The sequence below is a fragment of the Methanothermobacter thermautotrophicus str. Delta H genome (assembly GCF_000008645.1).
Lineage (GTDB): Archaea > Methanobacteriota > Methanobacteria > Methanobacteriales > Methanothermobacteraceae > Methanothermobacter > Methanothermobacter thermautotrophicus.
Genome location: NC_000916.1, coordinates 565,679 through 579,082 on the forward strand (window position 1 = coordinate 565,679; position 13,404 = coordinate 579,082).

18 protein-coding genes and 1 tRNA gene are annotated in these 13,404 nt (G+C 49.4%); 5 read left to right on the forward strand and 14 right to left on the reverse strand.

Annotation, left to right across the window (positions count from 1 at the left end; all coding sequences use genetic code 11):
• Window positions 1-53 precede the first annotated feature (53 nt).
• The 4 genes from galU to MTH_RS02965 all read right to left on the reverse strand — a co-directional run bounded on the left by galU (window position 54) and on the right by MTH_RS02965 (window position 2,212).
• Complete coding sequence (gene galU, locus MTH_RS02950) at window positions 54-911, reverse strand: UTP--glucose-1-phosphate uridylyltransferase GalU (RefSeq protein ID WP_010876273.1); 858 nt, start codon at window positions 909-911, stop codon at window positions 54-56.
• A gap of 42 nt (window positions 912-953) precedes the next feature.
• On the reverse strand, window positions 954-1,577 hold the full coding sequence (locus MTH_RS02955; RefSeq protein ID WP_010876274.1) for a hypothetical protein: 624 nt from the start codon (window positions 1,575-1,577) through the stop codon (window positions 954-956).
• 12 nt (window positions 1,578-1,589) lie between these two features.
• Window positions 1,590-1,829: a hypothetical protein gene (locus tag MTH_RS02960; protein WP_048060862.1), complete on the reverse strand. Its 240-nt coding sequence runs from the start codon at window positions 1,827-1,829 to the stop codon at window positions 1,590-1,592.
• Window positions 1,830-1,906: 77 nt separating this feature from the next.
• Window positions 1,907-2,212, reverse strand: a complete 306-nt coding sequence (locus tag MTH_RS02965; RefSeq protein WP_048060863.1) for a DUF167 domain-containing protein — start codon at window positions 2,210-2,212, stop codon at window positions 1,907-1,909.
• Between the two features lie 189 nt (window positions 2,213-2,401).
• On the opposite strand from MTH_RS02965, the gene MTH_RS02975 reads away from it, so the two are divergent.
• Window positions 2,402-2,485: transfer RNA gene (locus tag MTH_RS02975), tRNA-Leu, on the forward strand.
• A gap of 122 nt (window positions 2,486-2,607) precedes the next feature.
• Here the strand turns inward: MTH_RS02975 and MTH_RS02980 are convergent.
• On the reverse strand, window positions 2,608-3,024 hold the full coding sequence (locus MTH_RS02980) for a DUF371 domain-containing protein (protein WP_048061234.1): 417 nt from the start codon (window positions 3,022-3,024) through the stop codon (window positions 2,608-2,610).
• A gap of 74 nt (window positions 3,025-3,098) precedes the next feature.
• Window positions 3,099-3,269, reverse strand: coding sequence for a hypothetical protein (locus MTH_RS09810; RefSeq protein ID WP_010876278.1), 171 nt, complete (start codon window positions 3,267-3,269; stop codon window positions 3,099-3,101).
• Window positions 3,270-3,501: 232 nt separating this feature from the next.
• Here MTH_RS09810 and MTH_RS02985 point away from each other — a divergent pair, with 232 nt between their 5' ends.
• Complete coding sequence (locus MTH_RS02985) at window positions 3,502-3,915, forward strand: GIY-YIG nuclease family protein (protein WP_048060865.1); 414 nt, start codon at window positions 3,502-3,504, stop codon at window positions 3,913-3,915.
• On the opposite strand, the gene MTH_RS02990 is transcribed toward MTH_RS02985, so the two are convergent.
• The 8 genes from MTH_RS02990 to MTH_RS03020 all read right to left on the reverse strand — a co-directional run bounded on the left by MTH_RS02990 (window position 3,916) and on the right by MTH_RS03020 (window position 9,630).
• Window positions 3,916-4,098, reverse strand: coding sequence for a hypothetical protein (locus tag MTH_RS02990; RefSeq protein WP_143485754.1), 183 nt, complete (start codon window positions 4,096-4,098; stop codon window positions 3,916-3,918).
• A 69-nt stretch (window positions 4,099-4,167) separates the two neighbouring features.
• Window positions 4,168-4,965, reverse strand: a complete 798-nt coding sequence (cfbC, locus tag MTH_RS02995) for a Ni-sirohydrochlorin a,c-diamide reductive cyclase ATP-dependent reductase subunit (protein WP_010876281.1) — start codon at window positions 4,963-4,965, stop codon at window positions 4,168-4,170.
• Between the two features lie 18 nt (window positions 4,966-4,983).
• A complete protein-coding gene (locus MTH_RS03000) occupies window positions 4,984-5,457 on the reverse strand; it encodes a CBS domain-containing protein (RefSeq protein WP_010876282.1) in 474 nt (157 codons plus the stop codon).
• Window positions 5,458-5,602: 145 nt separating this feature from the next.
• Window positions 5,603-6,799 (reverse strand): peptidase U32 family protein, encoded by a 1,197-nt coding sequence (locus MTH_RS03005; protein WP_048060867.1) that lies wholly within the window; start codon window positions 6,797-6,799, stop codon window positions 5,603-5,605.
• Window positions 6,800-6,862: 63 nt separating this feature from the next.
• Window positions 6,863-8,269: an amidophosphoribosyltransferase gene (purF, locus tag MTH_RS03010; protein WP_048060868.1), complete on the reverse strand. Its 1,407-nt coding sequence runs from the start codon at window positions 8,267-8,269 to the stop codon at window positions 6,863-6,865.
• A gap of 33 nt (window positions 8,270-8,302) precedes the next feature.
• Entirely contained in the window at window positions 8,303-9,145 is an 843-nt protein-coding gene (locus tag MTH_RS03015) for a toprim domain-containing protein (protein ID WP_010876285.1), read from the reverse strand.
• The gene (locus MTH_RS09525; RefSeq protein WP_010876286.1) at window positions 9,146-9,328 is read right to left on the reverse strand and encodes a 50S ribosomal protein L37e; all 183 of its coding nucleotides are present in this window, start codon (window positions 9,326-9,328) and stop codon (window positions 9,146-9,148) included.
• A gap of 65 nt (window positions 9,329-9,393) precedes the next feature.
• Window positions 9,394-9,630, reverse strand: a complete 237-nt coding sequence (locus MTH_RS03020) for an LSm family protein (protein WP_013295846.1) — start codon at window positions 9,628-9,630, stop codon at window positions 9,394-9,396.
• A 310-nt stretch (window positions 9,631-9,940) separates the two neighbouring features.
• Between MTH_RS03020 and MTH_RS03025 the strand changes: the two genes are divergently transcribed.
• The 3 genes from MTH_RS03025 to MTH_RS03035 are packed head-to-tail and all read left to right on the forward strand — an operon-like array spanning window position 9,941 to window position 13,246.
• Entirely contained in the window at window positions 9,941-10,423 is a 483-nt protein-coding gene (locus MTH_RS03025; RefSeq protein WP_010876288.1) for a DUF1947 domain-containing protein, read from the forward strand.
• Window positions 10,424-10,425: 2 nt separating this feature from the next.
• A complete protein-coding gene (arfB, locus tag MTH_RS03030) occupies window positions 10,426-11,127 on the forward strand; it encodes a 2-amino-5-formylamino-6-ribosylaminopyrimidin-4(3H)-one 5'-monophosphate deformylase (protein ID WP_048060870.1) in 702 nt (233 codons plus the stop codon).
• 7 nt (window positions 11,128-11,134) lie between these two features.
• Window positions 11,135-13,246, forward strand: a complete 2,112-nt coding sequence (locus MTH_RS03035; RefSeq protein ID WP_010876290.1) for a ribonucleotide reductase N-terminal alpha domain-containing protein — start codon at window positions 11,135-11,137, stop codon at window positions 13,244-13,246.
• Window positions 13,247-13,404: the final 158 nt, after the last annotated feature.

The window sequence follows — 13,404 nt, forward strand, 5'->3', positions numbered from 1 at the left end:
AAATGGGAGTTCCCTTCAACATTAAAAAATTCAAGAGTCATGGTGCCGGGAGGCTACCGGTAACCATCAATGAGATTCTTCAGATATTCAATTAACTCGGGCCTTATCTCATCATCGTTCATTGCAAACTCAAGGGATGTTTTAAGCCAGTCAACCCTGTTACCAATATCATAGGTCCGTCCCCTGAAAACGCAACCATAGACCTCCTCGAGGCACCTCATGGCATCTGTGAGCTGTATCTCGCCACCAAATCCAGGTGGTACCTCCCTTATGTGGTCAAATATTTCACTCTCAAGGACGTACCTGCCCATTATGGCAAGGTTTGAAGGCGCCTCAGTTACAGGTGGCTTCTCAACCATATCCCTTATGCTGTAGATTCCCTCTGAGACCTCTTCACCATCTATGATACCGTATCGCTCCACCTTATCCCTGGGGACCTCCTCCACTGCAATTGCAGATGCCCCGTACCTCTCATATATATCCATTAACTGGCGCGTGCAGGGGACCCCTGATGATGTTATGGTGTCCCCAAGGAGAACAGCGAAGGCGTCCTCACCGTCTATATGTTTCCTTGCACAGTATATTGCATCCCCGAGGCCCTTCTGCTCCTTCTGTCTCACGAAGTAGATGTCTGCAAGGTCTGAAATCGCCTCAACCTCGTCAAGGTAATTCATCTTGTTATTCTTTCTCAGGAAGTATTCAAGTTCAAATGAACGGTCAAAGTGGTCCTCAATCGACCTCTTACCCTTACCTGTTATTATGAGTATATCATCTATACCCGAGGCTACTGCCTCCTCAACAACGTACTGTATTGTTGGCTTGTCAAAGACCGGTAGCATCTCCTTGGGCTGTGCCTTGGTTGCAGGCAGAAAACGGGTCCCAAGGCCAGCTGCTGGTATAACTGCCTTCATAGAAAAAAAACCTCCGTTACTTAAAAAAAATAAAAAAAGGTTTTAACCACCCGCTGCAAGAGTACATAGAACTGGAGGTGCAAGCTGTGTTATTGTAACCGTCCCATCAGCATTCACTGTTATGAGAAGCTCGACGTATATTGATTTTATACCCTTGAGGAATTCAGCGCCCCTTGCATTGTCCTGTGTGACGTTGATCTGGTTTGAAGTTATGGTGGATGCCGGGTAGAATGCGTGTGATGCTGTAAGAAGGTATGCATTTGTTTCGTCATCGATTTTGTCCTGGCTACCTCCATTTACTGTCATGTTGATGGTGGCGTTTCCTGTTTTGTTACCATGTGGATCGATCCACATCTTCAGTGTAAATGTTGTTCCGGCAGGTAATGATCCATTGTAGCCAAGTTCCTTTGATAGATCCGCTGTGACCCTTCCATTTGGCTGAAGCCATGAATCCATGTATATGTTCGTTAGTGAGCCATCAGCCTTTGATACGTTCTCTATAACCGCAACCGCATGTACCTGATGGTCAGTGGCATGGTTGTCGAATGCAAGGAGTGTTGCGCCTGCTACAGGGGGTGTGACTGTCTGTTTTCCCATCATGAGGGCCGCGGCTCCCACTATGATGATTATAACCACTATGGCCAGTATTAAAGCATTTCTGTTCATCCTTTACCCCCTTTAGACAATTGTCAGAACCCTGTATATCACTATCGCTGCAAACACTATCAGCAGTGGCAGAATTGCCACGTTGGAACCGGATACCAGTGCCTTTAATGTTTCGTTTCCTGTTTCATCGGAGCTGAGCACCTCCTTAACAGCCAGGAAACCAATAAGTGCAATTACTGCTATTATGCTGTATGTCATGACATCTGCGGTTGTCACCGTGGTGGTAGTTGTTGTTGTGACTGTCGAAATCATTTCTAACCTCCAGTTGTTTTTTTTATCTTGATGACTAATAAAGTTTTCTGTACATTTAATAACAGCTCTTAAAACATTCATGGAATTTCAAGACCAAATTTTTCTGAGACCAGCTTCAGGAAGAGATCCCTTCCCATGCCCTGAATCCTGATTGTCTTCTGACGGCTCTTCTGCCCTGACACTATCTCAACATCCCTTCCAAAGGTCTCTGAGAATTCCTTTATTATCTCCCTGTTTGCCTTCCCTTTCTGGGGGGGTGAATGGATCTTCACCTCAATCCTCTTCCGCCATTCATTGTAGGATGGGATCCCAAATTTTCCCGATGCAGGTGATACCTCAATGTTCACAAGAAGGTCATCACCCACCTCCCTAAGACAGTCCATAGTGATCACCCGTCAGGTCGCTAATAACTGAGAATTCAGCTTTCAGCCTATCGGTATATCCTTTCATCTGCATAAATATGATGGCACCAGCAGGTCCCGTTTCATGGCAGATGTCTGAACTACCGCAAACTTTAAATAGTAAAATGTAGATACTTTGTTTCACTCCCCGATCAGCACTGATTTTCCCATGCAGGGGTGGTCGAGCGGTCAAAGGCGCTAGGTTGAGGGCCTAGTGGGGGAGTCCCTTCGCGGGTTCGAATCCCGTCCCCTGCACTTCTATTTCATCAATTTTGAGTAGGCAGTACTGGACTTCAAAGTTTTTTTAATAGTAAGATTCCAAACTGTACTTAATCTCAGGTTCTCAATGGCTTCCAGCAAGTATAAATAGCGCAGAATTAATATTCGACTATTATCTCAACCTTGAGTTCCCTGCCCTTCCTCAGATCCCTCACAAGATTCTCATCAAGATCAAATGCCGCCTTATCAGCCCGTATCATCAGCGTCCTGCTGCAGATGTAATCACTCTTCCTGCACACTATATCTGTTGGATGGTCAAGGGTGAGTTCAGGGTGCCCGTAGCCCCTTATCTCATCATAACCATTCTCTGTCCTCAGTATAACCCTGACCAGTGATGATTCACGTGCTATGGCCCTCTTCATCTCATCGGGAAGTGTTGATATGGAATCAGATGATGAAACACCTATTATACAGTCTGCTGTTTCACCTATCTCAGGGTCCACAGTGACCTCAAAGGTTGTCCTGTGGCCTGCTGTGACATTGGGATGTCCCCTTGCCCTCAGAGTATATCTCAACACTCCCATTGGATCACCATGGAAAAATTGGGTTTCTGCAGGGCCCAGAAAAAAGAGTTCAACTGGCAAAAAATCTACTCTGCCTTCGTACCTCCCCAGAGGGCTACAAGCCCGATAATTATTTTAAGGGCAGCGTGCCATGCCGGGTCCTTGAGAGCCGGATACGGAATCCCAAGGTAACCCAGTATACCCATCAGTACCAGTATTATACCAATTATATAAAGCAACCATTTTGCCACTGCCATGGTATCACCCCCACTGGTAATGGTACCCTGCAGAAACCAGAATTAATATTAAATTGTGATGGATATAAATTTTACTAAAAGTTTCTTGCTGTGATAATAACCATTCGATTTATTACCTGAAATGAGTGTACATCATCTTAAATTAGTAAATGTTCAGCTAAGATTATTATACATGATGTACAGAAGATATGCACCTATGAAAACGCCCAGTTAAATCCAGGGAATGATGCTGATGAAGGGAACGTACTGTCTCATTATAAACTGCAGAGGGACTGAAAGGAGGATCGGAAGCCTTGGAACCGTGAGGTTCCCTCCAGGCTTCTATGTATATGTTGGTTCCGGCTTCAGCTCCCTTGAGGCGAGGATAAAAAGACACCTCAGCTCCGAGAAAAGGAGGAGGTGGCACATAGACCACTTCCTGGACGGTGCAGAGGTTGAATGTGTCCTCTACACAACAGATAAAAGAAGACTTGAGTGTGCAGTTTCAGAGAAGCTCCATGGAGAAAAATCTGTCAGGGGCTTCGGCTGTTCAGACTGTAGTTGCAAATCACACCTGCATCACTTCAAAAATAAAAATGATGCCACAGAATCTGTGAAGAGGGCCTTCAGGGAACTGGGAGCTGAGGTCCATGAATGGGGGATATGACTATCCCCTCAGGAGTTTAACCCCTGCAGCCATCATCACAGCCCCAAAGATTAACTTAAGGGCTGCGTGCCATTGGGGCTCAGTTCCAAGGGCACCTGATGGGTCAAGTGCCCATACCGCCATAATCACTATCAGAAATCCAGCTGCCAGATGGAATACTCCAAGCTGCTCAAACCTCTCCATAACCATATCCTCCATCAGAGACCATGAAAGACCAACCTGTGATAGGATGAATCTCAGGAACCACCTTCATTAACCCTCAACCCTGAATTTTCTGAAGAATTCCTCAAACTCCTCCTGATCCATTGGTTCGGGTACCGTGAATTCAGTGTTCCTGTAGATATCCTCCGCAAGTTTCCTGTAAACAGAGGCCTGTTCAGACTCAGGGAACCGTTCTATGACAGTCCTGGCCTCAAGCTCACTCTCCTGGACAAGATTGCTTCTGGGCACAGCTCCAATCAGCCTTGAACCTATCCTTGAAGCAAATTCAGATACGATTTCCACCTCATCCCTGATGCCCCTGCAGTTACATATGACACCTCCAAGTTTACCCTTGAGCTTCCTTATGCCCCGTGCAATGTTGTTGGCTGCGTAAAGGGACATGTACTCACCGGATGTAACTATGTAGACCTCATCTGCAAAGTCCTCCCTCAGGGGAACTGCGAAGCCTCCGCAGACAACGTCACCAAGGACATCATAGATAACGACATCAATGTCCTCCCTGAATACTCCAAGCCTTTCCAGGAGGTTCATTGCAACTATGACGCCCCTCCCGGCACACCCCACACCTGGTTCAGGGCCCCCTGATTCAACGCACCTTACACCCCCAAATCCTGTGTGTATTACCTCAGAAACATCGGGTTCTCTGTTCTCCTTCAGCACATCCAGAACCGTGGGGAGCCTCTCACCATAGAGTGTCCTTGTGGTATCTGCCTTGGGGTCACAGCCTATCACAAGGACCCTGTGCTCCGATGAATAAGCCGCTGCCATGTTTGAGACGATGGTGGATTTACCTATACCTCCCTTACCATAGATGGCTATCCTCTTCATTGAGACACCACTGAGCGATCACTTAACAAAGGCCCCTATTATATCTCCCCTCGTTATTATTCCGGCCAGCCTTCCATTCTCATCAATCACTGGCAGTCTCTTGATGTCATGCCTTTCCATGAGCTCAGCTGCATCTGAGACCGAGGCGTGTGGGGGCACGGTTACAACCTTAGGGGTCATTATCTCCTCCACGCGCATGACCGCAGCCTTCCTTATACCCCTCGCTATCTCATCATATTCGTGTTTCATGCGGAGGGGGAGTTCAAGGAGGTCCAGTGGTGAGGGCATGATGAGGTTAAGGCTGGGGGAGTGGACCTCTATGAGCCTCATTATATCTCCCTCACTGATGATACCCACAAGTTTCCCGTCCTCGTCCACAACCGGGGCACCGCTTATCCTGTTCTCCCTGAGTACCCTTGCCGCATCATGGATACTGCTGGTTCTCTTAACGGTTATAACATCGCTCTGCATAGCATCCTTTACCCTTATCATCTCTTCACCCATCTTTAATATGTGGACCATCACTTTTAAAAATAACAGTCCCCCTCCACATACTGACCTGGAAAGATGATGTTTAGGAGGCCAGAAAAAAGGAACAACTGGAACATTGAAGGTGGGTTTTTCAGAAACCGGGTTCTCAGGAATCAGGCCTCTTAACTCTCCTGTAGACAAGATCCCCTGGCCGGACCCTGTCCTCAACAAGGAGGCCAACCTCCCCACCTTCAGCCACCTCTACCGATTCCCCCTCTATCTGGAGGGACTTAACACGCTGTATGAGGGCCCCGGTGGTTTTTCCCTGGATTATAACCTCATCACCCACCCTGAGGGGTCTCCATAGTCGTAGTCTTGCTGCACCGACCTTCCTGTAGTAATTAACTACCTCTCCAATGTCCTCCTTGATGTATTCGGATATGTTTCCGCTGCTACCGTTCTCAGGTTCGCTGAAATAGAATCCCGTGCTGAAGCCCCTGTTGAAGACCTTTCTAAGTTCACTGAGCCAGCGCTCCTCAAATCTCCACTCACCACTGAGGTACCTGTCCAGGGCCTCCCTGTAGACACCTGTCACCGTTGCAACGTAATCAGCAGGGCGCCCTCGACCCTCAATTTTAAGTGCATGGACACCTGCATCAACAAGTTCAGGTATGTGCTCGATCATGCAGAGATCCGCGGGACTCAGGAGGTAGCTCCTTACAGCCTCTGAAGCTGACACCTCAAGGTCGAATTCACCGTCCTCGGATACCAGTCTCCAGCTCTTCCTGCAGGGCTGCAGGCAGTCACCACAGTTTGCACTTCTGCCATAGAGGTAGGAACTCAGGTAGCACCTCCCTGAGATGGCGGTGCAGAGGGCTCCGTGAACAAAGACCTCAACCTCAACCGGTGAAGCCGACGCAATCCCTGCGATTTCTCTGAGGGACAGTTCCCTTGAGAGTATAGCCCTTGAGACCCCCATGTCCCTGAGTATGGTGAGTGTACGGGTGTTTGTAATGTTTGCCTGTACACTTACATGGACATCCAGCCCGCATTCAGCTGCAAGGTCCACCGCTGCAAGGTCAGAGGCTATGACAGCATCAACACCTGCGGAGTGGAGTTCTGGAAAGATATTCTTGAGCCTCTCAACATCATCATCCCTGAGGGCCGTGTTGGTGCAGACATATAGTCTTGAGCCGTGGTCGTGGGCCCTCTCCACCGCCTCTGCAACCTCACTTACCCTAAAGTTATCTGCCCGGGCCCTCATGTTGCAGCCCTCGAGTCCAATGTAGACTGCATCCGCCCCTGACCTGAGGGCTGCCATGAGGGAAGAAAAGTCTCCGGCCGGTGATAGGAGTTCAGGCATCTCAATCACTGAAAAACAATCCTTAATTTTATACAACAATGAAAATCAGCAGTCAGGGTCCCATCATCTGGAGCAGGACCTCATGGCCTCATATTCACTTATGTCAGATGGTAGGGGTGTGGGGTAGTCCCCGTCAAGGCATCCCGTGCACAGGAATCCCTTCTTTATACCTATGCACTCCACCAGGGACTCGATGCTGAGGTAGCCCAGGGAATCAACACCTATTATCCTCCTTATCTCCTCAACGTTCCTGGTGGATGCTATGAGCTCCTTCTTCGTTGCCATTGCTATGCCATAGTAGCACGGGGACTTTATGGGTGGGCAGCCTATCCTCAGATGTATCTCCTCTGCCCCGGCATCCCTTATGATGTCAATGAGTGCCCTTGAGGTTGTCCCCCTCACTATACTGTCATCGATGAGTACTATGCGTTTACCCTCAAGTTCGGACCTTATGGGGTTCATCTTGAGTTTAACCGCTGTTTCACGTTCCTCCTGGGTCGGCATTATAAATGTACGACCCACGTACCTGTTCTTTATCAGGCCCTCACCGTAGGGTATCCCTGAGGCCCTTGAGTATCCTATGGCCGCCGGGATGGATGAGTCAGGTACGGGTACAACCACGTCTGCGTTGGCCGGGTGCTCCCTGTAGAGGGCCTCCCCAATATTGAGGCGGACCCTGTATACGTTGCGCCCGTCGATTACACTGTCCGGCCTTGCGAAGTAGACGTACTCAAACATGCAGTGGGCCCTCCTGGTGTTGGGGGCGTTTGCAACCCAGTAGGATTTGCCCCGGTTCAGGTGGAGTATCTCACCGGGCTGGACGTCCCTTACATGCTCGGCACCTATGACATCAAAGGCCACGGTCTCCGAGGCCACGATCTGGGTGCTGCCCTTCCTTGCAAAGGCCAGTGGTTTTATACCCACAGGGTCCCTGACGACATAGAGGTCCTGGTTCAGAAGCACCACCAGGGAATATGATCCCACCAGCTGCTCTGAAACCCTCTTTATGGAGTATATCATGTTCGGTTTCTCATCGTATTCCCTGCTGAGGAGGTGGCAGATGACCTCTGAGTCCGTCGTTGAGACAAAGTTGTGACCCTCCTCCTCGAGTTCCTCCCGGAGTTCCATGGAGTTTATGATGTCTCCATTGTGGGCTATTGCAATTTTACCTCCCTGAAATTCGCTCCAGAATGGCTGAGAATTCTCAATCCTTGATTCGCCTGTGGTTGAGTAGCGCACGTGTCCTATCCCGACGTTCCCCTTAAGTTCCTCTAGCTTCTCAGGATTGAAGACGTCGCAGACCAGCCCCATTCCCCTGTGTGTCAGTATATCGTTCCCATTGAATGTTGAGATCCCTGCAGACTCCTGTCCCCTGTGCTGCAGTGCGTAGAGCGCATAATATATCTGGGAGGCCACACCGGTTTTCTTATCCTGTGAGTAAATCCCTACAATACCGCATTTATCTCTCACTTCAGATTCTCCCAACAAGAAGGTTTATCCACGTTAGGACGATTCTTCATCTTTTTCAGTGAATACCAGGGCCGATTTTATTATCCGGAGCCACTCCACCGCATCTTCCCGTGAAGGCGCCGCTATTGAGCCCTGTCCAAGGATTATACCCTCGGGTTTAATGTGATCGGTTACAAAATAAATCCTCTCAAGGTCATCGGGTTCCTCTCCAAAGGTTTCCCTCCAGAGGTCCGTGATTGAGAAGGTCTCAAGAAGTTCCTTATCTTCAAGTTCAGAAAAACGAGTTTCGAGTTTGGAGTACTCTCCCTCCAGGAGGCGGAATTTCTCCTCAAGCTGACTCAGCTCCCCCCTGAGGGATTCTATCCTTTCATTACCTGCCTCAACTTCACCCTGCAGCCGGGTATTCTCATCCCTCAGTGCAGTGTTTTCGGCAACTGTCTCATCCAGCTTCTCCCGGCACTCTTCAAGCCTCTCCTTCATGTCACTGAGGCTCCTTATGCCTGTGAGTGTCTGGAGTCCGGCCCTTATGATGGCGTTTTCTATTTCCTCCCTTATGAGGTCCGGGTCAAGGTATTCCACGTCATGACCATAGGGGAGTTTCATCCGTTCAATGTGCCCAACATGGCCCCTGAGTGCTTCCCTGAACTTATCTGCAAGTTCCCTGCCTGTCTGGTCAACATCCGTTGCTATCAGGACAATGTCAGCACCCTCAACGGCCCTGAGGGCGATCTCAAGGCTTGTTGTTGGGACTATGGATGATATGGTTATGTGGTATTTGGCGCCGAGGGACACCCTCTGAAGCGCCCTCGAGACGCTTTCAACATCAGAGGCTCCCTCAACAATTATCCGCACATCAACAGGGCCTTTATTATCCATTTATTTCAACCTTTGGCCTGTAATTTTTTTGTTCTGCCAGCTGTAGCGCCTTATTCTGCGGGATCTGCCGAAACCGCATGCAGCGCAGACCTTTTTACGTACATGATACGAGTTTTTACCGCATCTCCTGCATCTTATATGGAGATTCTTGTTACGCTTACCAAATGATGGAGTACCTTTCATGTTCTAATCCTCCTTAAAATCAGTTAATCTGTAAAGTTGATCCACCCTTCCCCTTACAATTAAATCTACGGGGATATGTACACTATGTTATCTCCACGTATAAGGACGGTTCCAAGTCTTCTTGTGACCTCTCCATCCTCCAGCTCCTCTGCATCATTCAGCACGAGGTTCATGTGGAGATCGAAGCTCTTTAGAACTCCCCTGAACTCCCTGTCACCCTTGAGTTTTATGATCACAGGGGAATTCAGTGAATTTCCAAGGGCATCGAGTGGTCTCTGTACGTTAACTCTCTGTGAACTCACATCTATCACCTATCCTAGATTAAAATTTAGCCGGATTATATTTAAATCTAACTAACGAGCTGAAAATCTTCCAATCAGATACTTCATTTTTCTATTCTACTAATATATAAGTTTTCTTGCACTGCAGTACCTCTTCAAATCCATTCCAGGGTCCGCCCTGGGATCCCCCCATCCATGAGAGATGCATGTGGTGCACGTAAAGTAGTTTAGAAATGAGCTATAGATATACTTGCAGAAGAGTTTAAATGAGTCAATGATGGTAAAGCAGATTAAGGAACAGACTGCAGACCATTCATAAAATGAACAGGGTGTGACTGTGAAGATCAGGAAGAGGTACCATATAAAGAAGAAGAAGCTCAGGGAGATACGGGGGCAGATTGGAGACTACTCCTCCCTGATACCTGAAAAGGCCACGGTTGAAATCATTGAGACTGATGATAACAACATCATACTGGTTAATGGGGAGCCACTCCTCATGTTCATTGACGACAGGGTTGTCCCGACCCTGAGGGGCGCCCTGAAGATGGAAATAGATAGGGGATATGTGGTCGTTGACATGGGGGCCGTCAGGTTCCTTGCAAACGGGGCCGATGTCATGAGCCCCGGTATAGTTGACGCCGACCCTGAGATATCTGAGAACGACACCGTCGTTGTGGTGGATGAGAGAAACCGCAGACCCCTTGCAGTGGGTATAAGCCTCATAAGTGGACCTGAAATGGTTGAAAGAGATTCAGGAAAGGCTGTTAAGACCATCCACCACATCGGAGATGCCATCTGGGAACTGGAGGTCTAGTGTTGGTTGAGCTGAACCTCGACGCCGGGAACATAATCTCAGAGGATGTCCACAGGATCGGGATACTGGCAGTGGGGTCACACCTCGAGAACCATGGCCCGGCACTCCCCATCGACACCGATGCAAAGATAGCATCCTACGTGGCCCTTGAGGCAGCCCTGAGGACCGGGGCCAGGTTCCTGGGGGTGCTCTATGCCGCCTCAGAGTTTCCCTACGTTAAACACGGCATACACATGGACAGGGATGAACTTGTTGAGAGGGAACTGAAACCTGTCCTGAGGAAGGCCAGAAGGCTTCTAAACCTTGAGGCCGCTGTAATTGTAAACGGTCACGGAGGGAACAAACTGGAGGACTGTATGGACGACCTCGAAGAGGAACTGGGCCTTGAAATCGCCTGGAACAACCGGATAGTTGAGATTGAGGGACCGCACGCAGGTAGCGGTGAACTATCCGCAGGTCTCATACTCGGTATCGCGGATCTGAGGCGCCTTGATGAATGCATACCTGAACTCTACCCTGAAATTGGAATGATAGGTCTGAAGGAGGCCCGTGAAGCCAACAGAGAAATAGATAAGGCTGCAAGGATATGTGAAAGGGATGGTGTGAACCCCGACCCTGTTCTGGGCCAGAGAATACTTGATGATGCCGTTGAAAGTGTTATATCAGATGTGAAAGAGCTCCTGAAGATTATACAGGAATTTTAGCATAAAGATGATCAGTTTAAGCACAACAGCCCTGAAGGTGCTTGAGGAGAGATACCTTCTCAGGGGTGAGGGTGGTGAGGTTGTAGAGACACCAGAGGAGATGTTCAGGAGGGTTGCGCGGGCCGTTGCATCTGCAGATGAGGCCTACGGTGATGACCCTGCAGTTGCGGAGGAGGCCTTCTACTCGGTTATGGGTAACCTTGAGTTCCTCCCAAATTCCCCGACCCTCATGAATGCAGGCACGCCCATCAACCAGCTCTCCGCCTGTTTTGTACTCCCTGTTGAGGACTCAATTGATAGTATATTCAGCTCCCTGAGGGATATGGCCATCATCCACAAATCCGGTGGGGGTGTTGGCTTCTCATTTTCAAGGTTAAGACCCAGAGGGGACATCGTCGCGTCCACAATGGGTGTTGCCTCGGGGCCGGTGTCCTTCATGAGGATATTCGATGTTGCGGTTGACGTTATAAAGCAGGGCGGGCGAAGAAGGGGCGCCAATATGGGTGTCCTCCATGTGAGCCACCCCGACATATTCAGCTTCATAGACGCCAAGTCAAGGGAGGGTCCCCTGCGGAACTTCAACCTCTCAGTCGCCGTACCTGATGAGTTCATGGATGACCGCCCGGTGGATCTGATAAACCCCAGGAACGGTGAGGTGGTTGACTCGGTAGAATCCAGGGTGATACTTAAGAGGATCGTGGAGGCAGCCTGGAGGTCTGGAGATCCCGGGATCCTCTTTGAGGACCGTATAAACCGCTACAACCCCACTCCACAACTCGGGAGGATAGAGGCAACCAACCCCTGTGTATCCGGTGACACCATTGTAATGACATCCGGGGGTCCGCGGACAGTGGCTGAACTGGAGGGCAAGCCCTTCACCGCACTTATCAGGGGCTCAGGGTACCCCTGCCCCTCAGGTTTCTTCAGGACCTGTGAACGGGACGTATATGATCTTAGAACCAGGGAGGGTCATTGCTTAAGGTTGACCCATGATCACAGGGTCCTTGTAATGGATGGTGGTCTGGAATGGCGTGCCGCCGGTGAACTTGAAAGGGGAGACCGCCTTGTGATGGATGATGCTGCAGGGGAGTTTCCGGCACTTGCAACCTTCAGAGGCCTCAGGGGCGCCGGCCGCCAGGATGTCTATGACGCCACTGTCTACGGTGCCAGTGCATTCACAGCCAATGGATTCATAGTCCACAACTGTGGGGAGCAGCCACTCCTCACCCATGAATCATGCAATCTGGGGTCAGTTAATCTCAGCCTCATGGTAGGCCCCTCCGGTATTAACTGGGAGAAGCTCCGGAGGACCATCCATGTGGCAGTGCACTTCCTTGACAATGTGATAGACGTTAACAGCTACCCCCTCCGTCCCGTGGAGGAGATGACACTGAGAACCCGTAAGATAGGGCTGGGTGTCATGGGCTTTGCTGATATGCTGATAAAACTTGGAATACCCTACAATTCAGTGGCTGCCCTTGAGGTGGCCGGAAGGGTAATGTCATTCATATCATCTGAGGCCAGGAGGGCCTCCATGGAACTTGCCAGAGAGAGGGGATCATTCCCTGAATTTAAGGGCAGCATATGGGATATCCAGGGATTTGAGTGCATGAGGAACGCCACATTAACCACCATAGCCCCAACTGGTTCCCTGAGTATAATAGCAGGCACCAGCAGTGGAATTGAGCCCCTATTTGCCGTGTCCTTCACAAGGAACATCCTGGGAAGGAGCTTCCATGAGCTGCACCCCCTCTTTAAGACGATGGCGGGAAGACTTGATAAGAGATCCCTTGAGGCCATAGAATCCCGGGGGAGTCTGAGGGGTGTCCCCGGGGTGCCTGCGAGGATAAGGAGGCTCTTTGTGACTGCACATGAAATAGACCCTGTATTCCATGTTAAAATGCAGGCCGCCTTCCAGCGGTACGTGGACAATGCTGTATCAAAAACAGTGAATCTGCCAGCTGATTCATCACCTGCTGACGTTGAAAGGGTGTTCAGGGCCGCCCATGAGCTTGGCTGCAAAGGTGTTACTGTTTACAGGTATGGCAGTAAGGTGGATGAGGTCCTGAGGTTCCCTGAATATGCGGGTTCATGCCGTGATATGACCTGTCCTAATTAATAGAAGATTTAAAGCAGGTCCTTCATGATCACCAGTTTTTTCAAGAGCATTTCTAATTAAATTAATAGAAGATTTAAAGGTGATAAAATGGACACCAGACCTTTAAATCTTCTAAGGAGCTTCATAAGGACGCTGTACGTTGTCTCATGAAGCTCAAA